General features: G+C 74.1%; 17 protein-coding genes. 10 read left to right on the top strand and 7 right to left on the bottom strand.

The features are described from left to right. Positions 1 to 75: 75 nt before the first annotated feature. The 3 genes from WA788_RS34360 (at position 76) to WA788_RS34350 (ending at position 3,054) form a co-directional block, all read left to right on the top strand. Positions 76 to 1,155, top strand: a complete 1,080-nt coding sequence (locus WA788_RS34360) for a taurine ABC transporter substrate-binding protein (protein ID WP_335984266.1) — start codon at positions 76 to 78, stop codon at positions 1,153 to 1,155. A gap of 94 nt (positions 1,156 to 1,249) precedes the next feature. Next, positions 1,250 to 2,005: an ABC transporter ATP-binding protein gene (locus tag WA788_RS34355; RefSeq protein WP_335984267.1), complete on the top strand. Its 756-nt coding sequence runs from the start codon at positions 1,250 to 1,252 to the stop codon at positions 2,003 to 2,005. Between the two features lie 143 nt (positions 2,006 to 2,148). Continuing rightward, positions 2,149 to 3,054 carry a TauD/TfdA dioxygenase family protein gene (locus tag WA788_RS34350; RefSeq protein ID WP_335984265.1) on the top strand — a complete coding sequence of 302 codons (906 nt, stop codon included), beginning with the start codon at positions 2,149 to 2,151 and terminating at the stop codon, positions 3,052 to 3,054. Positions 3,055 to 3,373: 319 nt separating this feature from the next. Here the strand turns inward: WA788_RS34350 and WA788_RS34345 are convergent, their stop codons facing one another. After that, positions 3,374 to 4,315 carry a LysR family transcriptional regulator gene (locus tag WA788_RS34345; protein ID WP_335984264.1) on the bottom strand — a complete coding sequence of 314 codons (942 nt, stop codon included), beginning with the start codon at positions 4,313 to 4,315 and terminating at the stop codon, positions 3,374 to 3,376. A gap of 124 nt (positions 4,316 to 4,439) precedes the next feature. Between WA788_RS34345 and WA788_RS34340 the strand changes: the two genes are divergently transcribed. Next, positions 4,440 to 5,321 (top strand): NmrA family NAD(P)-binding protein, encoded by an 882-nt coding sequence (locus tag WA788_RS34340; RefSeq protein WP_335984263.1) that lies wholly within the window; start codon positions 4,440 to 4,442, stop codon positions 5,319 to 5,321. 369 nt (positions 5,322 to 5,690) lie between these two features. On the opposite strand, the gene WA788_RS34335 is transcribed toward WA788_RS34340, so the two are convergent. After that, positions 5,691 to 6,005: a DUF6980 family protein gene (locus WA788_RS34335; protein WP_335984262.1), complete on the bottom strand. Its 315-nt coding sequence runs from the start codon at positions 6,003 to 6,005 to the stop codon at positions 5,691 to 5,693. 514 nt (positions 6,006 to 6,519) lie between these two features. Further along, positions 6,520 to 7,473 (bottom strand): aldo/keto reductase, encoded by a 954-nt coding sequence (locus WA788_RS34330; protein ID WP_335984261.1) that lies wholly within the window; start codon positions 7,471 to 7,473, stop codon positions 6,520 to 6,522. 141 nt (positions 7,474 to 7,614) lie between these two features. Here WA788_RS34330 and WA788_RS34325 point away from each other — a divergent pair, with 141 nt between their 5' ends. The 3 genes from WA788_RS34325 to WA788_RS34315 all read left to right on the top strand — a co-directional run bounded on the left by WA788_RS34325 (position 7,615) and on the right by WA788_RS34315 (position 11,609). Further along, the gene (locus WA788_RS34325; RefSeq protein WP_335984260.1) at positions 7,615 to 8,529 is read left to right on the top strand and encodes a helix-turn-helix transcriptional regulator; all 915 of its coding nucleotides are present in this window, start codon (positions 7,615 to 7,617) and stop codon (positions 8,527 to 8,529) included. 267 nt (positions 8,530 to 8,796) lie between these two features. Continuing rightward, positions 8,797 to 9,612 (top strand): hypothetical protein, encoded by an 816-nt coding sequence (locus tag WA788_RS34320; RefSeq protein ID WP_335984259.1) that lies wholly within the window; start codon positions 8,797 to 8,799, stop codon positions 9,610 to 9,612. 209 nt (positions 9,613 to 9,821) lie between these two features. Next, positions 9,822 to 11,609 (top strand): non-ribosomal peptide synthetase, encoded by a 1,788-nt coding sequence (locus WA788_RS34315; protein ID WP_335984257.1) that lies wholly within the window; start codon positions 9,822 to 9,824, stop codon positions 11,607 to 11,609. Positions 11,610 to 11,688: 79 nt separating this feature from the next. Here the strand turns inward: WA788_RS34315 and WA788_RS34310 are convergent, their stop codons facing one another. Both WA788_RS34310 and WA788_RS34305 read right to left on the bottom strand, forming a co-directional pair. Next, positions 11,689 to 13,098, bottom strand: a complete 1,410-nt coding sequence (locus WA788_RS34310) for an amidase (RefSeq protein WP_335984255.1) — start codon at positions 13,096 to 13,098, stop codon at positions 11,689 to 11,691. A gap of 5 nt (positions 13,099 to 13,103) precedes the next feature. After that, positions 13,104 to 13,334 (bottom strand): hypothetical protein, encoded by a 231-nt coding sequence (locus WA788_RS34305; protein WP_335984253.1) that lies wholly within the window; start codon positions 13,332 to 13,334, stop codon positions 13,104 to 13,106. A gap of 218 nt (positions 13,335 to 13,552) precedes the next feature. Here WA788_RS34305 and WA788_RS34300 point away from each other — a divergent pair, with 218 nt between their 5' ends. The 3 genes from WA788_RS34300 to WA788_RS34290 are packed head-to-tail and all read left to right on the top strand — an operon-like array spanning position 13,553 to position 16,874. Further along, positions 13,553 to 14,968 (top strand): NDP-hexose 2,3-dehydratase family protein, encoded by a 1,416-nt coding sequence (locus WA788_RS34300; protein ID WP_443034139.1) that lies wholly within the window; start codon positions 13,553 to 13,555, stop codon positions 14,966 to 14,968. Beyond that, positions 14,938 to 16,107 carry a Gfo/Idh/MocA family protein gene (locus tag WA788_RS34295; protein ID WP_335984250.1) on the top strand — a complete coding sequence of 390 codons (1,170 nt, stop codon included), beginning with the start codon at positions 14,938 to 14,940 and terminating at the stop codon, positions 16,105 to 16,107. The genes WA788_RS34300 and WA788_RS34295 overlap by 31 nt, the downstream gene beginning before the upstream one ends. Continuing rightward, positions 16,104 to 16,874 (top strand): NAD-dependent epimerase/dehydratase family protein, encoded by a 771-nt coding sequence (locus WA788_RS34290; protein ID WP_335984248.1) that lies wholly within the window; start codon positions 16,104 to 16,106, stop codon positions 16,872 to 16,874. The genes WA788_RS34295 and WA788_RS34290 overlap by 4 nt, the downstream gene beginning before the upstream one ends. 73 nt (positions 16,875 to 16,947) lie before the next feature. Here the strand turns inward: WA788_RS34290 and WA788_RS34285 are convergent, their stop codons facing one another. Both WA788_RS34285 and WA788_RS34280 read right to left on the bottom strand, forming a co-directional pair. Continuing rightward, positions 16,948 to 17,697: a thioesterase II family protein gene (locus tag WA788_RS34285; protein WP_335984247.1), complete on the bottom strand. Its 750-nt coding sequence runs from the start codon at positions 17,695 to 17,697 to the stop codon at positions 16,948 to 16,950. A gap of 92 nt (positions 17,698 to 17,789) precedes the next feature. Continuing rightward, positions 17,790 to 21,395 (bottom strand): acyltransferase domain-containing protein (locus WA788_RS34280; RefSeq protein WP_335984246.1); only part of this gene is annotated, 3,606 nt, incomplete at its 5' end.

Here is a 21,395-nt window from a genome sequence, read left to right as displayed (position 1 = left end):
ACCCACCCGCACCCGTCCCCGCCCCTTCGTCCGATCCCCGTTCCCCCGCGGTCCCTTCGCACAGAAACGGCTCCCATGACTTCTTCAGCGAACCGTGCCGGCACCCGCTCCGCCGGCGGCCGGCTCACGCGTCGCTCCGTGCTGGCCGCCGCCCTGGCGGCAACGACCACCGCGGCGGTCAGCGCCTGCGGAGGCGGCAGCGGAAGCGGCGGCGCGGGCGCAAAACGGCTGCGCCTGGGGTACTTCGCCTTCCCCAGCGGCGACCTGGTCATCAAGAACCAGAAGCTGCTGGAGAAGGCGCTGCCGGACTACCGGATCAGCTGGATCAAGTTCGACTCGGGGGCCACGGTCAACCAGGCGTTCCTCGGCAAGTCCCTCGACATCGCGGCCCTCGGCTCCAGCCCGTTCGCCCGCGGGGTGTCGGGCTCCTCGCCGATCCCGTACAAGGCCGCCTTCGTACTCGACGTCGCCGGCGAGAACGAGGCCCTGATCGCGCGCAAGAGCACCGGCATCACCTCGGTGGCCGGGCTGAAGGGCAGGACGGTCGCCACGCCCTTCGCCTCCACCTCGCACTACAGCCTGCTCGCGGCGCTGACGCAGGCCGGGCTCACCACCTCGGACGTCAAGCTCGTGGACCTCCAGCCGCAGCCGATCCTCGCCGCCTGGCAGCGCGGCGACATCGACGCCGCCTACGTCTGGCTGCCCACCCTCGACGACCTGCGCAAGACCGGGAACCAGCTGATCAGCAGCGCGCAGATCGCCGCCGGCGGCAAGCCGACCCTCGACCTCGCCGTGGTGACGGACGAACTGATCGCCGGCGACCCGCACGCCATCGACGTCTGGCGCAGGACCGAGGCGCAGGCCCTGCGGCTGCTCAAGTCCGACCCGGAAGGCTCCGCCAAGTCCGTCGCGGCCGAACTGGACATCAGTCTCGCGGACGCCAAGGCGCAGCTCGCACAAGGGGTGTTCCTCACCCCCGGCCAGGTCGCCTCCGCCGAGTGGCTCGGCACCGAGGGCGCGCCCGGCAAGCTCGCGGACTACGTCACGAGCACCGCGCGGTTCCTGGCGGACCAGAAGCAGATCGACGCCGCGCCGACCCGCGACACCGTCGCCAAGGCGCTCTACCTGAAGGGACTGCCCGGTGCCTTCAACTAAGCCCGGCGGCACGGCGGAACCCACCGGCCCCGCGACGCGCCCGGCCGGCGCGGACCACCGCCCGCAGGACGACGGCACGGCGCGCCCCGGCTCCGTGCGGCTGCGCGACGTCACCCACCGGTACGGCCGCGGCGACCAGGCGGTCACCGCCGTCGGACCGGTCGATCTGACCGTTCCCGCGGGCGAGTTCCTCGTCCTGGTCGGCGCGTCCGGCTGCGGGAAGAGCACGCTGCTGCGGCTCATCGCGGGCTTCGAGCAGCCGACCCACGGCACAGTCGAGGTCTCCGGCGCCGCGCCGCGGCCCGGCCGGGCCGCGGGCATGGTGTTCCAGCAGCCCCGGCTGTTCCCCTGGCGCACCGTGCGCGGCAACATCGACCTCGCGCTGCGCTACGCCGGTGTCAGCCGCGACCAGTGGCCGCGGCGCCGGGCCGAACTGCTCCAGCGCGTCGGCCTGGAGGACGTCGAGCAGCGGCGTACGTGGGAGATCTCCGGCGGCCAGCAGCAGCGTGTCGCCATCGCGCGGGCGCTGGCCGCCGAGCACCCGCTCTTCCTGCTGGACGAGCCCTTCGCCGCGCTGGACGCGCTGACCCGGGAACGGCTCCAGGAGGACATCCGCAAGGTCACCGACCAGACCGGCAGGACGGCGGTCTTCGTCACCCACTCCGCCGACGAGGCGGTGTTCCTCGGGAGCCGGATCGTCGTGCTCACCAAGGGCCCGGGCACCGTGGCGCTCGACCTGCCGATCGATCTGCCGCGGGGGGAGGTCGGGGCGGACGAGCTGCGGGAGTCCGCGCACTTCGGCGAGTTGCGCGCCCAGGTCTCCCATGCCGTCAAAGCCGCCGCGGCGTGAGGGAGTCCGGTGTTCCCGCACTCGAAGGCCCCGCCCGGAGACCCGAGTTCCACGTCGCACGCCCCGCTCCACGTTGCACGCCCCGCACCCGAAGCCCCACGCCCGAAGCCCGAAGCCCGAAGCCCCGAGGAAGGGAAGGACTCATGACCGTCAGCAGCGAGCAACTCCTCACCACCGGCGCGGTATCCGACGAGCGGCCAGGACTGCGGCTCACCAAGCTCGGCCCGCGCTTCGGCGCCATCGTGCACGACATCGATCTCGGGCGGCTCGACGACGGTCAGGTGCGGGCGATCCGCGCGGCACTCGTCGAGCACAAGGTGCTCTTCCTGCACGACCAGACCATCGACGACGCGGCGCAGATCGACTTCGGCCGCCGGCTGGGCGAGGTCACCGCCGGGCACCCCGTCCACGACTCCGGCGACGTCGCGCCCGAGGTCTACGCCCTGGACAGCCAGGACAACGGATTCGCCGACGTCTGGCACACCGACGTCACCTTCGTCCAGCGCCCGCCGGCGGTCTCCATCCTGCGGGCGCTGGTCCTGCCGCCGCACGGCGGCGACACCAACTGGGCGGACAGCCAGCTCGCCTACGACTCCCTCTCCCCCGGTCTGCGCGACTACGTGGACACGCTCACCGCGGTGCACGACGGCAGTCGCGAGTTCGGCTACTACCTCGCGCAGCGCCGCAAGGGGCGCGGCAACGTGTGGGAGGGGGAGACGTTCACCGACCTCGTGCCGGTCGAGCACCCGGTGGTGCGCGTGCACCCGGAAAGCGGGCGCAAAGGGCTGTTCGTGAACCCCGGCTTCACCTCGCACATCGCCGGTGTCTCCGCGGAGGAGAGCCGCGGAATCCTCGACATCCTCTACGCCCACCTGACCAAGCCCGAACACGTCGTCCGCCACCGGTGGCGGCAGGGTGACGTCGCCCTGTGGGACAACCGCGCCACGTCCCACTACGCCAACCGCGACTACGGCGACGCCCACCGGGTCATGCACCGGATCACCCTGCGCGGGGACATCCCGGTCGGCCCGTCGACCGGCCGCGACTGAGCCCTCCGGAGCCGGGCCCCGCCGATCCGCCCGCGGGGCCCGGCACACCGTCGGCCGCGGCGGGCGCCGGACCACTGTGCGGCCCCTGAACGCGTGCTGTGGTTCGGCTGGCCCTCGCCGCGTCGACGCGGCAGCCCAGTGGCCGGCGCCGCCACAGGGCCGCCGCGCTCGGCGGGGCCTTCATCCGCCGGACGCGCTCGCCCTCCATGCGGGCCTGCCCGAAGGCGCGGGGCCCGACCCTTACGGGCCCGGCGGGCCCACCCGGCTCTCCGCCCTCGGCAACGGCGTCATCCGCCGGCCAGCCTCGCACCATGAATGCCTATTCACGCCAGGCCGATTTCGATCGCAACGGGAACATCCGTGGGTCGGGTGAAGGACTCGGGGTGCTCTCCGCATGTGTGTGGTGGGCGGCTGTCGAGCGTGCGGCGCGGACGAAGGCGGCGACAGCCGGAGAGCGGGCGTCCTGGGGCCACGCGACGGCCAGTGTGCAGTCCGGCAGGTCGCTGACCGACCGGTAGGCGACCCCGGGGCGCGGGTTGCGTCGGGCGACCGAGGCGGGTGCGAAGAACACTATGCTGCCCGTCTCGACGAGGCTGAAGATCTCCGACAGATTCGAGGCCGACCTCGTCGCCCCAGGGGCAGGCGGTGTGGTGCGCCCGGCGTCGGCCGGTGCGCCGCTGGGGAGGTTCCGGCCGGCCAGGTCGGCCAGGCACAGTTCGGTACGGGCGGCGAGCGGGTCGGTGGCGGCCATGGCGACCAGGACCGCCTCGGTCAGCAGCGGCTCACTGTCCAGCCCGCGGTCGTCCATGGGGCGGAGCACGAGCGCGACATCGGCGAGGCCGTCGCGCAGTACCTGGGGTTGATCGCCGAACCCGCCGAGGACCAGTTCGGGTGGCAGGGCGGCGGGGTCGGTGCCGTAGGTGTCCAGGATCTGCGGCAGCAGACCGCCGTCGATGTCGGCCTTGAGCGCGATCCGCAGCCGCGGCGCGGTACTGCCGGCGTGCCGGGCCCGGTGGGCGGCGGCGGTGACCGCCTCCAGAGCGGTTCTGGCATCGCGCAGCAGGACCTCTCCGGCACCGGTGAGTCTCACCTGCCGGGTGGTCCGCTCGAACAGCGTCACGCCGAGTTGTCGTTCGAGATCCCGGATTGTGCGGGACAGCGGCGGCTGCGCCATACCCAGTCGGTCGGCGGCGCGCCCGAAATGCAGCTCCTCCGCGACCGCGACGAAGTAGCGGAGCTGCCGCACCTCCAGGCCACTCATACCACCAGGGTATCAATAGCGACCAAGACGGTCCTTCACCTGTGCCTTTGCTCCGGGTTCACTCGAGAGCGACCCCCGGCACGCCCCTGGGGGTCGCCGTCGACCGCCACGCATGGAGGCACACATGATCGTCATTACTACGCCCACCGGCGACATCGGCCGACAGGTCCTGGACCGCGTCCTGGACAGCGGCGAGCCGGTCCGGGTGATCGCCCGCGATTCCTCCCGCCTCCCGGAGCACGTGCGCGCGCGGGTGGAGGTGGTGGAGGGCTCACACGCCGACGCGGACACGATCGCGAAGGCGCTCCAGGGCGCGGACCACCTGTTCTGGCTCGTGCCCCCGGCCGGCTTCCAAGACGCCGGCCCCGCCAGGAACTACTACCTGGACTTCACCCGTGCCGCCGCCCAGGAAGCCGCGCGCCGGGGCGTGCGGATGGTGCACGTCACCTCTCTTGGCCACGGGTACGACGGTGAGGCCGGCCTGTTGTCGGCCGCGCTCGACATGGACGAGCTGATCAAGGACACCGGCGTGCAGGACCGGGCGCTGGCGCTGCCGTTCTTCATGGAGAACCTCCTGCGCCAGGCCCAGCCGATCGCCCAGCAGGGCGTGTTCTCCATGGCGAACACCGCGGACTGGCCGTTGCTGACCGTCGCCACTCGCGACGTGGCCGCCGCGGCGGCAGCTCTTCTCCTGGACAAGACCTGGAGCGGTCAGGCCCGCGTTCCCCTGGTCAGCCCGGACCGTCTGACGCCAGACGCCATGGCCGAGACCATCTCGGAAACCCTGGGCCGCACGGTGAGCTACCAGCAGGTGCCGCTCGCGGACTTCCAGGACCGGATGGTGCAGCGAGGCGCGAGCCCTTCGCTGGCCCAGGACATGGCCGACATGGTCAGCGCGCAGAACAACGGCATCTACGACGCCGAACCCCGCGACCCGGCCTCCGCCACTGCCACCGACTTCCGCCAGTGGTGCCAGAACGTCCTGAAGCCGACCGTGCAGTCCTGACCAGCACGCCGGTCAGCGCCCGGCGCAGCCGGCTGATTCAGCACCGGAGGAAGCGGCAGTCGCACTCCACGATCGGGCAGAGCCGCCCCTTCCACATGATCAATAGGATCGCGCGCCGCGACCGGGATGTTCGCCAGAGCGTCCCGGCCGCGGTCTGCTCTTCAGATCCCCACACCCTCAGAGGGGCGGGTGTCCCACCCCAAAGCACGGTTGACGGTCCATGGGCGTTTCTCGCGCCCACCGCCCCACCAATGGGGCCGACGCCGGCGAGCCGAAGGACCCGCTCGACGAGATCAGTCGCCTCAACAACCCTGCGAGTCAATACAACCAGGGTGTGTATCGGAAGTGCCTTGCCAGGCTGTCGGCTCGTCAGCCCCGAGGCAGGACGGCAAGCCAGCGGTCGTCCTGGAATTCGGCGGGTACTTCGTCCTCCCCCGGATCGATCCCGCGGCGTTCCAGTTCGTCGAACCATCGGTCCCGCTGTGACTCGGGGAGGCGTCGTCCGCACCAGGGACAGAAGTCGATGGTGATGCTCGACGTGCCGCCGTCGTGGATGATGAGCCCGTACTCCTGGAACCTGGCGCTGAACTCGATCAGTGCATCCGGGCATGCGAAGGGGTCGTCGTGCTGATCACAGTCCACGTTCACGTGGCGGCTCATCGCTTCGCAGCAGTGGTTGGTCATGACCTTGGCTTTCTGGTGACCGACTCGATGACCAGAAGTAGATCACGGTCTGTGATGATCACCGGGTGGCACGTGGAGATCCGACGCAGTGGGTGCGGCTGGAGTCGTTCTTGCCCAAGGGCAGGAAATCCGAACAGCCACCGAAGCGGAAAGAAGGGCCTACAGGCCGAGACACCCGGCGGGACGTCGACCTGCCCCCGACGTGTTTCCGCGATGAGCACCTCGGCGGTGATCCTCCCGCTGGCCTCGACCGCTTCCGAAGGGTGGTTGATCCGCGACCAGGTCAGATCGGGCCCGCGGATGAACCCGGTGCACAGGCCGTGGGGCTCGCCGTCGAGATGGACGAAGACGCGGAAGTGGTGAACTTCCGAAGCCTCTCCGCGGGGAATTCGGCCGACGGCGTACGTCTCGCCCGACGCCCCGACGCGACCAGCACGGGCCACGCCGGAGGCGACGGCGCTTGCCCGCGGACGTGGCCCTCGCCGTCGCTGCCGCCGCCGAGGGGTGCGGGTTATTACATCTCCTGCTCCCACCAGCCGCGGGTGTCGACGTCCGCGGTGTCCGCCAGTGCTTCCAGTTCGGCGATCTCCGCGTCGGTGAGCTCGATAGCGCGGGCGCGGACCAGCCCGTCGATGTAGGCGGCCTGCGTGACACCGATGATCGGGGTGGTCCCCTTGGCGATGGCCCAGGCCGTGGCGATGTCGGCGGCGGACGCGCCGCGCTCGGCGCCGAGCGCCCCCATCCGGTCGGTCAGCGCCTGGAGCCGGTGCAGGACGCCGTTGTAGACGTCCGCGCGGTTGCTGCCCTCCGGCAGCGGGTTGGCCGGGTTGTAGCGGCCGGTCAGCGCGCCTTGTTCCAGGACCATGTAGGAGAAGAACGGCACGTCGTGCTTGCGGCAGTGGTCGAGGATGCCCGCGCGCTCGGACGCCCGGTACAGGAGGCTGAAGTGGTTCTGGACCGCCTCCACGCGGAAGCCCGCCTCGCCGAGTATCCGGTCGGCGAGGGCGATCTCCTCCAGGTTGTGGTTCGAGACGCCGACATGCTTGATCCGGCCGCTCTCCAGCAGCGGGATCAGCGGCGGCGTCCACCGTGCGACGTCGGCGGCGTTGTGAATCCAGTACAGGTCCACATAGTCCGTGCCCATACGGTCGAGGCTCTGCTCCAGCAGGTCCGCGACCGGGTCGTCCCCGTCGCCCGCGAGCTGCGGGGTGAACTTCGTCGACAGCGCGTACGAGCTACGATCATAGCCTGCCAGAGCCTGACCGAGAGCCTTTTCCGAGCGGCCCATGCCGTACGCGACGGCGGTGTCCCACAAGGTGAACCCGTTCGACTGGGCCTTGTCGACGACCTCCCGCAGTCCGGACTCGCTCAACCGGCTGCCGAAGTAGCCGTCGCCGGCCTCGCCGCTGTCTCCCCAGGCCCATGTGCCCAGCGCCACCGCGGGCACACTCAGGGTGTTGCTCGTCATGTCCTACCTCCGTTGTCCCGGGTCCGTGCCGGACCCTTCGATCCCAGGAGACCCCGCTCGCCGCCGCGGGTGAAGGTCGTGTTTATGGGGGGTACAAGCTCAGCCCCCCTCCCGCCGTGACCAGCGGATACCCTGAAGGGCATGGACCACGAGCCCGGAAGCCGCGGCGAGATCCGGGACTTCCTCACCAGCCGGCGCGCCAGGATCACCCCGGAGCAGGCCGGTCTGCCGACCAGCGCCCGCCGCCGGGTCGCCGGGCTGCGGCGCGAGGAGGTCGCTGTCCTCGCCGGCGTGAGCACGGAGTGGTACACGCGGCTGGAGAAGGGGCACATCGGCGGCGTGTCCGAAGCAGTCCTCGACGCGGTCGCCCGCGCGCTGCGCCTGGACGACGACGAACGCACCTACCTGTTCGACCTGGCCCGCTCGTCGCGGCAGGTCGGCCGCACGCCGACGCGCCGCAGGGACGTGGAGGTCCCGCCCCGGGTCCAGTGGCTGCTGGACTCCATGACGATGTCCTCGGCGTTCGTACGCAACGGCCGTACGGACATCGCGGCCGCCAACCCGCTCGCCCGGGCTCTTTTCGCTCCGATGTTCGACAGCGCCACCGTCGACCGGCGCCGTCGCCCGAACATCGCGCGCTACACCTTCCTCGACCCCGGCGCCGGCGACTTCTTCGTCGACTGGGACGCCGCCTGCGTCGCCACCGCCGCGCTGCTGCGGGCCGAGGTCGGGCGCGAGCCCCGCGACCGGGCGCTGCACGAACTCGTCGGTGAACTGTCCACCCTCAGCCCCGAGTTCCGCAGCCAGTGGGCCGCGCACGACGTCCTGATGCGCCACGACGGCGTCAAACAGCTCCGGCACCCGGAGGTCGGCCACCTGGAACTGGCCTTCCAGTCCCTCGACCTGCACCTGTCGGACCGGGCCGTGCACGACCTGGTCATCTACACCGCCGAACCCGGCACCGCGTCCGAGGAGCGGCTCGAACTGCTCGCCATCTCGGCGGCCACGCGCTCCCGGGCAGCGGAACAGAGCACTTCGCCGAGCCCTGAGGCCTGAGCCGTAAGCGCCAAGCCGTGAGCACCGCGCCGTGAGCCCTGAGCGGTGAGCCCTGACCCGCCAGCCGTGAACCGCGCGCCCGCACCGCACCGCCCCGCCCCAGCTCACCCCCGCCCCCGCTCACCCGCTCGCCGAGCCGACCGCGCGCGGCGACAGGGGCGAGTAGGGGGGACGTTGGGGTTTGTTCGGGCAGGTGAGGCACCTAGGGTCGGCGATCGAACGCCGTTGAGGGAGCGTTGCGGGGACTCTTGGTGGAGGCAGGGCGTCATGAGCGAGAGCGAAGCCTGGGCGGTCCGGTCGGCCGGGGAGGCGGGCCGGGAGGCGGACGGGGTCGTGCTCGCCGTCGACTTTCCGGGCACGGGGCGGCGGGAGGCCGGCTTCCCGGATCTCGCCGAGCGGCTGGCGATCCCGTACCCGCTGTGGGAGACGCTCCCGCCGCCGCTGGCCGCCGGCACGACACTGACCGGCGGGCAGTGGATCGACCGGTGGCTGGCCGGGGTGGGCGGGCGGCCGGTCCGCGCGGTGCTGGGCTTCTGTGCCGCCAGCCCGTACGCGGCGGTGCTCGCGCACCGGCTCGGCGCCGTGCAGGAACGGACGCCGGACGCGGTGTTCTTCGACCCGGACATCCCGCAGGAGTTCTTCCTGTACTGGCAGTACCAGCAGATCATGGAGCGCTTCCTGCCGGAGCTGACGGCGGCGGAGAAGGACGCGGCGCGGCAGCGCGGCGAGCAGGCGCGCGAGCGGGCCGACGACCTGACCGCGCTGGGCACCGAACTGAGCCGGCTGTTCCGGGAGTACGGCGAGCCCGCGTGCCGCCGCTCGGGGCTGGACGACGAGCGCACGGCGGAGTTCATGGGCGGCTTCACGACGTACGTGTCGTTCCTGTGCGGCTCCAGCCAGATCGCGGCGGAGGAGCCCGAGGCGCTGGTCGGCAGCTGGTCGAAGGCGACCGCGGTGACGTCGTCGGGCAGCAGCGAGGCGGGGCGGCTGGTCGCGAAGGAGATCCCGTTCCCCGAGGTCGCGCACGTCGACCTGCTGGCGAGCCCGGAGGTGGCCGCCGCCGTCTCCGACCTGCTGCGGTGAGCGCCGCCGACCGCGAGGGAGCCGCGGTGACCGCCCCGCACCCCTCAACCCCGCCGCACCCGTCAACCCCGCCAAGCCTGCCGCACCCGTCAACCCGGCCAAGCCCGCCGCACCCGTCAACCCCGCCAAGCGCGCCGGGGGCGGCAGCCCCGTCGGCCCCGCCGCAGCCGGCAGCCGCCGGCCATGTGCTCATCGGCCCGGTCCGCCCGGTGCCCGACACCCTGCTGCCGGACCTGTTCGGCGCGGCGGCCGCCGAGCACCCGCGGGCGACCGCGCTGGTCGCCCCGGACGCGACGTACGGCTACGCCGAACTGCACGCCCGTGTCCAGCAGTTGGCCCGGCTGCTGCTGGCCCGGGGGGTCGGCGCCGAGGACCTGGTCGCGGTGCTGCTGCCGCGCACCGCGGACGCGGTCGTCGCGCTGCTCGCGGTGCTCACCGCGGGCGCGACGTATGTGCCGGTGGACAGCGGTTACCCGGCGCGGCGCATCGCGGGCATGCTCGCTGACGCGCGTCCCCGCCTGCTGCTCACCACCAGCGCGCTGGCCGAGCGCCTCGCCGGGGACGTGCCCGCGCTGCCCGCGCTGTGCCTGGACGACCCGGCGACGGCGGCGGAGACGTCGGCGCTGTCCGCCGCACCGGTCAGGGACGCGGACCGGACCCGGCCGCTGCTGCCGGGCGACGCGGCCTATGTGCTCTTCACCTCGGGCTCGACCGGCCGTCCCAAGGGCGTGGTCGTCGAGCACCGCTCCCTGACGAACCTGGTGGCCTCGCACCGCGAGGTGTTCTTCGGGCCCGCCACCGAGCATGTCGGGCGGGGGCGGCTGCGGGTGGCGCACAGCGCGGCGATGTCCTTCGACGCGGCGTGGGACCCGGTGCTGTGGCTGTTCGCGGGCCACGAACTGCACCTGGTCGACGACCTCACCCGGCGGGACCCGGCACTGCTGGTGTCCTACGTCGCCGAGCGGCGCGTCGACGTCATCGAGACCACCCCGACGTTCGCCGAACAGCTCGATGGCAGCGGCCTGTTCGCGGCGTCCGGCGGCCACCGGCTCGGGGTGCTGGCGCTGGGCGGCGAGGCCGTGGGGGCCGCGCAGTGGGCGCGGCTGCGGGCGCTGCCGCACCTGCTGGCGCTCAATCTGTACGGGCCGAGCGAGTGCACCGTCGACGCGTTCATGGCGCGGCTGTCGGCGTACGAGGCGCCCACGATCGGGCGGCCGGTCGCCAACACCCGGGCGTACGTGCTGGACGGGCGGGGCCTGCCGTGCCCGCCCGGGCAGGCCGGCGAGCTGTACCTCGCGGGGGCGGGCGTGGCCCGCGGCTACCTGGGCCGCCCGGACCTGACCGGCGAGCGCTTCCTGGCCGACCCGTGGCAGCCGGACGGCGGGCGCATGTACCGCACCGGCGACCTGGTGCGGCTTACCGCGGACGGTGTGCCGGAGTTCGTGGGGCGCGCGGACGACCAGGTCAAACTGCGCGGCCAGCGGCTGGAGTTGGGCGAGGTCGAGCAGGTGCTGCGCACGCACGGCAGCGTGGCGCAGTGCGCGGTGCTGCTGCGCGAGGACACCCCGGGCGCGCCGCACCTGGTCGCCTACGTGGTGGGCGAGGGGTGCGTGCCGGCGGAACTCCTGGCGTACGCCGGGGAGTTGCTGGCGCCGTACATGGTGCCGTCGGCGGTGGTGGTGCTGGCGGCGCTGCCGCTGTCGCCCAACGGCAAGTTGGACCGGACGGCCCTGCCGGCGCCCGAGTTCGGCGCTTCCGGCGGGGGGCGGGCGGCCGCGACGCCGACCGAGGAGCTGCTGTGCCGACTGTGCGCGGACCTGCTCGGCCTGGACGGCATCGGCCCGGAGGACGACCTGTTCCGGCGGGGCGCGGACAGTATGGGCGCGATCCGGCTGATCGCCGCCGCCCGTGCGGAGGGGTTGACGCTGCGGTTGCAGGACGTCTTCGAGCACCGGAGTGTGGAGGCGCTGGCGGCGTTCGCCGACCAGAGTGCCTGAGCCGTGCACCGCGGCGGGGCGGGCGGGTCCCTTCGGACCGGTCCGCCCCGCCGCGGTGTGCGGGCTGCGGGCTGCGGGCTCAGTCCGCGACCGGGTCGGCGGTCGGCCAGGGCCCGCCGCTCAGCGCCTCGTACCGCCGCCCGAGCCGCAGTACCGTCTGCTCGCCGTGCGGGCGGCCCATGAACTGGAGGCCCACCGGCGGGCCGTCGGCGGGCGCGCCGCAGGGCACGGACAGTGCGGGCAGGCCGGCCAGGCTCGCGGGGTGGGCGAAGCGGGTGCTCGCGACCGGGACGACGTCCATTCCCCCGTCGGGCTGCGGGAGGAAGAACTCCCCGTGCGGGACGGGGGTGATGGCCACGGTGGGCAGCACGAACGCGTCGACGCCGGTGAACGCCTCCCGCCAGCGCTGGTGCAGCAGTTGCCGGAACCGCAGCGCGTCGATGTAGTCGCGGGCGGGCACCAGCGCGCCTTCCTCCAGCCGGTCGCGCGTGGTGGGGTGCAGTTCGGCGCCGTCCTGGAGCGTACGGCGGTGGTGGGCGCTCGCCTCCGCCGCCATGATCAGCGAGACCGCCGGGGAGACCAGGTCGACCAGCGGCAGGCTCACCCGCTCGATCCGCGCGCCGTCCGCGGCCAGCAACTCCACGGCGGCCGCGACGCGTTCGGCCACTTCCGGGGCGCAGCGCGCGAAGAGCGCGTCGTCGGGCACGGCGAGGGTGAGCCCGGCGGCGCTGACGGGCGGCGCGGCAGCGGGGGCGGCGGCGCCGGTGAGCGCGGCGAAGGCGAGGGCCGCGTCGTCGACGGTGCGGGCCAGCACGCCGGGGGTGTCCAGCGACCAGGACAGCGGTGCGACCCCGTCGGCCGGCAGCACCCCGTAGGTCGGCTTGAGGCCGACGACCCCGCACATGGCGGCCGGGATGCGTACCGAGCCGCCGGTGTCCGTACCCAGGGCCAGGGGTCCCAGGCCCGCCGCGACGGCCGCGGCGGCGCCGCCGCTGGAGCCGCCGGCGGAGCGGTCGGGGCACCGCGGGTTGCGGGTGCCGGGGGTGACCGTGCCGAAGGCGAACTCGTCCATCCGCGTCTTGCCGACGATCAGCGCGCCGGCCGCCCGCAGCCGCGCGACGACGGCGGCGTCCGCGGCGGCGGGGGTGCCGCCGGCGGCGCGCAGTGCGGCCGAACCGGCCCAGGTCGGGGCGCCGGCGACGTCGAAGAGGTCCTTCACCGAGACGGGCACCCCGTCCAGGGGCCCGCGCGGGCCGTCCTGCGCGATGCGCTTGGCGGCCTGCTCGGCCTCGGCGCGGACGGTGTCCGCCAGGACGGCGGTGTACGCGCCGAACGCCGGATCGACGGTGCGTATCCGGGCGAGCAGCGCCTCGACCAGCTCGACCGGGCCGAGCCGGCCGTCGGCGATCCGTGCCGCGGTCTCCACGGCGGTCAACTCATGGACGGGGGCGGCTTGTTCGGTGCCGTCGGCGGTCGGTGTCCGGGTCATCGCGCTCACTCCCATTCCAGCCGGAAGGCCGGGGGCAGTTGCTGCCGGCCCAGGTCGACCGCGTCCAGCGCCTGACCGCAGCCGAGGAGCCGTCCGCGGCGCGCCTCGAGGGCCGCCCACCGGTCCCGGGGCACCGTCAGCCGTGCCGCCGCGGTGAGGACGCCCACGGCGTCGGGCTCCGCCTCGGGCGCGGCGCCGGGCGGCCTTGCCTGCGTGCTCTGCGTTTCGTTCGACAATTCGCTTTCCTGCCGTTGCAGCCGGACCCGGCCGGGCCGAGTCGATTCCGTACGGCAAACTAGCAAGGCCCGCACCGGTGCAGAAGATTGTCCGGCGGCAGGGCCGGGACAGCGCCGCCGAAATCACGGTCGTCCGCTTTCCGTCAGGGGCGCCTAGGGGGACGATAGGGGGGGCCGGTATCCGTACGCTGTCGAAAGTGACGATACCTGCAGCGACGATGAAGTCCGCGGCGGCGGCCCGGGTGGCGAACGCCGGCCGGCAGCAGCCGGGGCCGCGTTGGGACCGGCGCACCACGGATCTTCTGGCCGGCTCGGCGCGACTGACCGACCAGGGCGCCCAGTTGGCCACGGCGGACTTCGCCGCTTGGCTGGCCGGCCGCGGGCGCGAACACTCCTTCGCGGTGGAGCGCATCGACTTCGCCGACCTGAAGGGCTGGTATTTCCTGAACCGCACCGGGAATCTGGTGCACCAGTCGGGGAAGTTCTTCACCGTGGAGGGGCTGCGGGTCACCACCTCGGCCGGACTCTTCCCGGAATGGCACCAGCCGATCATCCGGCAGCCCGAGGTCGGCATTCTCGGAATCCTGGCCAAGGAATTCGACGGGGTGCTGCACTTCCTGATGCAGGCGAAGATGGAGCCGGGAAATCCGAACCTGCTGCAACTGTCCCCCACGGTGCAGGCGACCCGCAGCAACTACACGCGCGCACACCGCGGTTCGCCCGTGCGCTACGTCGAGTACTTCGCCGGGCCGCGCCGCGGCCGGGTGCTCGCCGACGTGCTCCAGTCCGAGCACGGCTCGTGGTTCTACCGCAAGCACAACCGCAACATGATCGTCGAGACCCGCGACGAGGTGCCGCCGCACCCGGACTTCTGCTGGTTCACTTTGGGCCAGCTGCACCAGTTCCTCCAGCTGGACAACGTGGTGAACATGGACTCGCGCACGGTGCTGTCCAGCCTGCCCGCCGTCGCCGAGGGGCCGGGCAGCCGGCTGGCGCTGCACCCGGACACCGAGGTGCTCAGCTGGCTCACCGAGCACCGCTCGACCCACGACTGGACGATCACCCCGGTCCCGCTCGCGGGCCTGCCCGGCTGGCAGCGCACCGCGCGCGAGGTCAGCCGCGGCGACGGGCGGTTCTTCGACGTCGTCGCGGTCGCCGTGGAGGCCGCCAGCCGCGAGGTGCCCAGCTGGACGCAGCCGCTGATCCAGCCGCACGGCGAGGGTGTCGTCGCCTTCCTCGTCCGCGACTTCGACGGGCTGCCGCACGTCCTGGCGCACGCCCGGATGGAAGGCGGCCTGCTGTCGGTGGTGGAGGTGGCGCCGACCGTGCAGTGCGTGCCGGAGAACCACCCGGTGGACAAGCGGCCCCGCTACCTCGACCAGGTGCTGTCCGCCCGGCCCGAGCAAATCCGCTACAGTGCCCGGCACTCCGAGGAGGGCGGCCGCTTCCGCAACGCGGTCAGCCACTACCTGCTGGTCGACGCCGACGACGCGCTGGCCGCCGAGCCCCTGCCGCCGGAGTACACCTGGCTGAGCGTACGGCAGTTGGAGCGGCTGACGGGCGCCGGGCTCACCGTCAACGTGCAGGCGCGCACCCTGCTGGCGTGCCTGCGCTCCGCGGCGGGAACCCGGTGACGGCGGCCCCGCTGCGGGTCGGCGTGCTCGGCGCGGCGGACATCGCGCGCCGCCGGATGCTGCCGGCGTTCGCCGCCGCGCCCGACACCCGGGTCACCGCCATCGCCGGCCGCGCCCCGGGCCGCGCGGACGAACTCGCCGCGCAGTACGGGTGCGCGGCCGTCACCGGCTACGACGCGCTGCTGGCCCGGGACGACGTGGACGCGGTGTACATCCCCACGCCGTGCACCCTGCACGCCCCCTGGGCGGAGCGGGCGTTGCTGGCGGGCAAACACGTCCTGGTGGAGAAGCCGCTGACCGGCGACCCGGCCGAGGCCGCGCGGCTGACCGCGCTCGCCGCGGCCCGCGGCCTGGTGCTGGTGGAGAACGTGCTCTTCGTCCACCACGGCGCCCACGCCCGGGCCGCCGCACTGGTGGCGGACGGCGCGATCGGCGAACTGCGCTATGTGCGCGCCACGTTCACCATTCCCGAACTGCCCGCCGACGACATCCGGCACCGGCCCGACCTGGGCGGCGGGGCGCTCGCGGACGTGGGCGTGTACCCGCTGCGCGCCGCCGGCCACTTCCTCGGCACGGACCTGCGCGTCACGGGCGCCGCGCTCGTCGCCGACCCGCGCACCGGGGTCGACACCTCCGGCGCGGTCCTGCTGCGCACTCCGCCGTCGGCGCCGGGCGCCCCGGTCACCGCGCTGCTGTCGTTCGGCATGCGGCACGCCTACGAGTCCTCGTACGAACTGTGGGGCAGCCACGGCCGTATCCGCCTGGAGCGCGCCTTCACCCCGCCCGCCGGCCACGTACCGGTCCTCCAGCTGCGCACCGGCCAGGACGAGCAGCTCATCGAGCTGCCCGCGGAGGACCAGGTCGCGGCGGCGGTGCGGGCGTTCGCCGCGGCGGCGCTCGGCCGCCCGGAAGGCGCCGAGAACGCCCGGCAGGGCGCGCGCTGGGCGGTCGAACTGGCCCGGCTGCTCGCGGACGTCCGCGAGGCGGCGGCCGCCGGCGCCGAGAACGCCCAGCGCGCCCAGAACGCCCGCACCGGCGCCGAGGACCCGGCCCGGAACGCGACCGGGGCCGCGCCGCCGGCAGCGGACTGCACCGGTGCGGCCCGCCCCCTGGCAGCAGCGAACGAGAAGGGCCGGTGAGCGCGGTGGAGATCGTCGGAGGTGGGTTCCTGGCCCGCTATCTGTCCGCGTTGCCGGCCTCCCACGGCGCCGTGACCGTACTGGCCGCGGGGGTGTCGAGCACCGCGGTCGGCTCGCCCGACGCCTTCCGGCGCGAGGCCGACCTCGTACGGGCCACCGCCCGCCGCTGCCGCGCCGAGGGCCGGACCGTGGTGTTCTTCTCCACCGCCTCCAGCGCCCTGTACGGCACCTGCGACACCCCGGCCGGCGAGGACGCGGCCGCACCGGGCATCCCGTACGGGCGGCACAAACTCCACCTGGAGGAGGAGCTGGCCGGGTCGGGCGCCTCCTGGCTGGTGCTGCGGCTCAGCCACGTGGTGGGCGCCCACCAGCGCCCGCACCAGCTGCTGCCCGGGCTGGTCGAGCAGATCACCGCCGGGCACGTGCGGGTCTTCGCCGGCGCGTACCGCGACCTGGTCGACGTCGCCGACGTCACCGCCTGCCTGGACGCGCTGCTGGCCGCGGGGGTACGCAACGAGGTGTTCAACGTGGCCGCGGGCACCCCCTACGCCGTCGAGGAGATCGTGCGCGGCGTCGAGGCGCGGTTGGACCGGCAGGCCCGCTGGGACGTGGTGGACGCAGCGGGCCGGGGCGGGCGGGCCGTCGTCTCGGTCGACCGGCTGCGGCGGCACGTGGGCGCCCTGGCACCGGCCGGCGGCCCCGCCTACCTCGCGCGGATGCTGGACCGCTACACCGCCTCCTACCGCCCCGCGCCCGCCGCCCCCTGATCCGCGGGCCGCACGGCACGACCGGGCCGGGCGCCCTCCGCCGGGAGGGGCCCGGCCCGGTGGTGTGCCCGGGTCAGCGCGCCAGGTGGCGCCGGAGCACGTCGGTCACCTCCGGCACCCGGTCGTTGAGGTAGAAGTGGCCGCCGGGGAAGACGTGCAGGTCGCTGGGGCCGTCGGTGTGCTGCGACCACGCCCGGGCCTCCGCCACGGTCGTCATGGTGTCCGCGTCGCCGGTCAGCACCGTGACCGGGCAGCCCAACCGGTCGCCGGGGCGCGGCTCGTACGTCTCCGCGGCCTGGTAGTCCGCGCGGATCGCGGGCAGCACCAGCCGCACCAGCTCCTCGTCCTCGAGGACCCGGTCGTCGGTGCCGCTCAACCGCCGGACGCTCTCCAGGAGTTCGGCGTCGGCGGCTTTGTGCAGGTCCTCGCTGGGCCGGAACGCCGACGGGGCCCGCCGTCCCGACACGAACAGGCGCACCGGGCCGCGCCCGGCGGCCTCCAGCCGCAGCGCGACCTCGTAGCCGACCAGCGCGCCCATGCTGTGGCCGAACAGCGCGAGGGGGCAGTCGTCCCCGTCCGTGACCGCCTCGGCGACCCGGTCCGCCAACTCCCGCAGGTCCGTGACGGGTTGCTCGTGCCGGCGGTCTTGGCGGCCCGGGTACTGGGCGGCCAGCACGTCGACGGCGGGGGTGAGGGCAGCGGCCACGGGCGTGTAGTAGCCGGCCGCGCCGCCGGCGTGCGGCAGGCACAACAGCCGGACGCGCGCGTCGGGAGCGGGCCGGTAGCGGCGCATCCACACGCCGCTGTCCACTGCGGAGGTCATCGGGTCTCGCTTCCTGGTCGGGTGCAGGCAGTTCGCGCCTGCGGCGGGGGCGGCGGGGGTGCGGCCCGGGTCGTCGTAGGCCATGGACGCTGTCAGGCCGCGGCCGGTTCACCGGCGAGTTCCGCCGCGAGGTGCGCCGCCAACTCCGCCGGGTGCAGGTAGTCGTAGACGAGGGTGGTGGGCAACTCCAGCCCGGTGATGGCGGTGAGGCGGTGGCCGAACTCGACTGCGGTGAGGGAGGCGAACCCGAAGTCCATGAAGTCCCCCTCGGCGGGCACCGCTTCGGCCGAGGCGTGCCCGAGGACCACGGCGACCTGGCCCCGCACCAGTTCCAGCAGCGTCTCGGACCGCTGTTCCGCCGACTGCCCGGCGAGCTTGCGCCGCAGCGACTCGGGCCCGTCCACACCGGCCAGCAGTCCGCCGGCGCCGCCCGCGCCGCCCGCCTCGGCCGGTGCCGCCGCAGCGAGTGCCGCACGCGCCTCGGGCAGGCCCGTCAGCAGGTGGCGGCTGCGAGCGCTGGCGCAGGTGGCGGCGTAGTCCGCCCAGTCCAGGTCCGTGGCGACGAGCAGGCCGTCCGGCCGCGCCAGCGCCCGGTCCAGGACCGCGAGGTCGAGGGCGTCCGGGTCGGCGGCGACCAGCCGTACGGGCGCGAGCGCGGCCGTACGGTCCCGGGCCACCGCCTCCCACCAGCCGGCCACGGCCGCGACGGCAGCGCTGTCGTCGGCACCGAGCAGATCGGTCGCACCGACGGCGAGGAAGAGGGCGACCTCGTCCGCGCGGCCCTCGGCGCCGGACGCGTCCGCTGCGAACAGGGCCGGTACGGCGGGCAGTTCGGTGCCCAGCAGCTCGTCCAGGGCCTTGTCGAGCGGGCCGTCGGCGGCGGCGCGCGGCGCGTGCAGCACCGCGGTCAACGGCTGCTCGGCGGGCAGGGACGCGACCAGCCGGGCCAGGGCCGGAGCGTCGGAGACGTCGCAGACGGCGTGGCTGATCCGCGCGGCGGCCGGGTCCGCGCCGGGGTCCGCGCCGTGGTCCGCGACCGGCCCGGCGGTGCCGACGGGCTCGCCGGGTGCCGCGGCCACCAGGACGTGCGCGGCCCCGGCCGCGGCCAGCCGGTGCGCCACGCGGTCGCGCCAGCCGCCGGTGCCGCCGCTGACCAGGAGCGTGCCGCGCGGCGCCGCAGCCGTACCGGCAGCGGTGGCCGCGCCGGAGCCCGCCTTCAGCAGGCGGCGGGCGAAGGCGCCCGCGTCCCGCACGGCGAGTTCGGTCTCCTCCGACCGGGCCAGCACGTCCGCCAGCCGCCGCAGCACGCGGTCGGAGCACCGCGCCGGGACGTCCACGACGCCCGCCCACCCTGCGGCGGGGTCGTCCGCGAGCACCCGGCCCAGGCCCCACAGCACGGCCTGGCCGGGCGCGGTGACCCGGTCGGCGCCGCCGGTCGACACCGCGCCGGAGGTCAGCGACCACACCGGTACCGCGGCATCGGGGCCCGCGAGGTCGGACACGGCACGCAGGAGGGCCAGGGTGGCGGTGGCCGCGCGTCGGGCGCCGTCCGGGTCGGCCGGGTCAGTCGGGTCGTCCGGCACGGCCGGGGCCGTCAGCGCGAGCAGCGAGAGCACCCCGGCCGGTTCCGTGCCGTCGGCCGTGAGGGACGCCAGTTGGGCGGCCAGGCGGTCGGCGGCAGCGGGGTCGGCGGGGTCGGCCGTGACGACCCGCACGTCCGCGCCCGCGGCGGCGAACACCGCGGAGAGCCGGGGCACCAGGCGGTCAGCGGTCCCCTGCTCCGGTACCGCCAGCAGCCAGGTCCCGTGCAGGCGCGCGGACGTAGCCGCCGGGCGCGGGGGCAGCGCGGTCCAGCCGAGGCGGTAGTGCGGGGCGGGAGCGGCGGCCTTCCGGCGGCCGAGCCACGCGGTGAGCACCGGCAGCGCTCCCTCGACGGCCGCCTGGTCCCGCGCGTCGTCCAGCCCCAGCAGGGCGGCGAGCGAACCCGGGTCCCGGTCGGCGACGGCGGCCCAGAAGCGCGCATCGGGGTCGGCGGGCCGGGATGTGGTCTCCTGGGATGCGGTGTTCCGGGACGCGGAGTCCCTGGGGCCCACGGCCAAGGCATCGGCGGCCGGAACATCGGCGGCCAGGGGACCGAGGTCCGGGGCGGTCCGCTCGGCGGCCAGTTCCTCCGGGTCCAGCCAGTACCGCGTGTGCTGGAAGGTGTACGTGGGCAGCTCGATCCGGCGGGCGCCGGGCAGCAGCGCCGCCCAGTCGACCGGTACGCCGGCCATGTGCAGCCGGCCCACGGCCGCCACCAGCGCCCGCGCGTCGGGCTGGTCCCGGCGCAGTACGGGGACCGCGGCCACGTCGGCGGGCAGGCTCTGGTCGGCCATGCCGGTCAGCACCCCGTCCGGGCCGACCTCCACGAACCGGCGCACGCCCTGCGCGTGGAGTTCGGTGAGGGCGTCGGCGAAGCGGACGGTGGTGCGGACGTGGTGCACCCAGTAGTCCGCGGTCCGCAGTTGCTCCGGGTCGGCGGTGCCGGTGACAGTCGACACGAACGGCACGGACGGCTCCCGGAACTCCAGGCCCGCCACGACGCTACGGAACTCCGCCAGCATCGGCTCCATCAGCGGGGAGTGGAACGCGTGGCTGACCGTGAGCCGCTTGACCCGGCGGCCTTGCTCAGCCAGCTTCTCCGCCACCTGCTCGACGGCTTGCTCCGCACCCGAGATCACCACGGACTGCGGGCCGTTGACCGCCGCCACACCCACGGTGTCCGCCACACCTTCCAGCAGCTCACGCACCTCCACCTCGGTGGCCTCCACCGCCACCATCGCACCTCCCGCGGGGAGTTGCTGCATCAACCGCCCCCGCGCCGCCACCAGCACACACGCGTCCCGCAACGACAACACACCCGTCACGTGCGCCGCCGCGATCTCACCGATCGAATGCCCCGCGACCACGTCCGGCCGTATCCCCCACGACGCCAGGAGCCGGAACAACGCCACCTCGACGGCGAACAGGGCCGGTTGCGTGAACTCCGTACGAGCCAGCGCCTCCACTTCCGCGCCCCACATCACCGCACGCACCGGACGCGCCATCACCGCGTCCAACTCCGCACACACCTCATCGAGCGCATGCCGGAACGCGGGGAAGACGTCGTAGAGCTCCCGGCCCATCCCGAGGCGCTGCGCACCCTGCCCCGTGAACAGGAACGCGGTGCGGCCGGGGACAGCTGCACCCGTCAACGTCAACGCGGCGAGCTGGTCGAGGAGTTCGGCCCGGTCCGCGGCCACGGCGACGGCCCGGTGCTCCAGGGCGCCGCGGGTCGTCGCCAACGAGAACGCGACGTCCGCCGGGCGCAGGTCGGGCCGCGCGGCGACGTACGACCGCAAGGTCTCCGCCTGAGCCCGCAGGCCCTCCGGGGAGGCCGCGGAGAGCGGCAGGGGTACGACGGGGGCGGGCCGCGGTCCGTCGGCGGCTCCGGCGTCGGGTCGGACGGGCGGCTGCTCGATGACGACGTGTGCGTTGGTCCCGCTGAATCCGAACGACGACACCGCCGCACGCCGCGGCTGCCCCGTCTCGGGCCACGCACGCTCCTCGGTCAACAGCCGTACGTCACCCGCCGACCAGTCGATATGCGGGGAGGGCTCCGCCACATGCAACGTCCGCGGCAGCACACCCGCCCGCAACGCCATCACCATCTTGATCAC

The organism is Streptomyces sp. CA2R106, assembly GCF_037034245.1.
Lineage (GTDB): Bacteria > Actinomycetota > Actinomycetes > Streptomycetales > Streptomycetaceae > Actinacidiphila.
The sequence above is the reverse complement of the archived record's forward strand: the minus strand, read 5'-3'. Positions and strand labels throughout refer to the sequence as shown.

Bases quoted from the DNA above. Each gene is read 5' to 3' on its own strand.
- WA788_RS34340 (WP_335984263.1), top strand. From the start codon at position 4,440: ATGATCGTCATTACTACGCCCACCGGCGACATCGGCCGACAGGTCCTG.
- WA788_RS34325 (WP_335984260.1), top strand. From the start codon at position 7,615: ATGGACCACGAGCCCGGAAGCCGCGGCGAGATCCGGGACTTCCTCACC.
- WA788_RS34360 (WP_335984266.1), top strand. From the start codon at position 76: ATGACTTCTTCAGCGAACCGTGCCGGCACCCGCTCCGCCGGCGGCCGG.
- WA788_RS34320 (WP_335984259.1), top strand. From the start codon at position 8,797: ATGAGCGAGAGCGAAGCCTGGGCGGTCCGGTCGGCCGGGGAGGCGGGC.
- WA788_RS34285 (WP_335984247.1), bottom strand. From the start codon at position 17,697: ATGACCTCCGCAGTGGACAGCGGCGTGTGGATGCGCCGCTACCGGCCC.
- WA788_RS34310 (WP_335984255.1), bottom strand. From the start codon at position 13,098: ATGACCCGGACACCGACCGCCGACGGCACCGAACAAGCCGCCCCCGTC.
- WA788_RS34345 (WP_335984264.1), bottom strand. From the start codon at position 4,315: ATGAGTGGCCTGGAGGTGCGGCAGCTCCGCTACTTCGTCGCGGTCGCG.
- WA788_RS34300 (WP_443034139.1), top strand. From the start codon at position 13,553: ATGAAGTCCGCGGCGGCGGCCCGGGTGGCGAACGCCGGCCGGCAGCAG.
- WA788_RS34335 (WP_335984262.1), bottom strand. From the start codon at position 6,005: ATGACCAACCACTGCTGCGAAGCGATGAGCCGCCACGTGAACGTGGAC.
- WA788_RS34330 (WP_335984261.1), bottom strand. From the start codon at position 7,473: ATGACGAGCAACACCCTGAGTGTGCCCGCGGTGGCGCTGGGCACATGG.
- WA788_RS34350 (WP_335984265.1), top strand. From the start codon at position 2,149: ATGACCGTCAGCAGCGAGCAACTCCTCACCACCGGCGCGGTATCCGAC.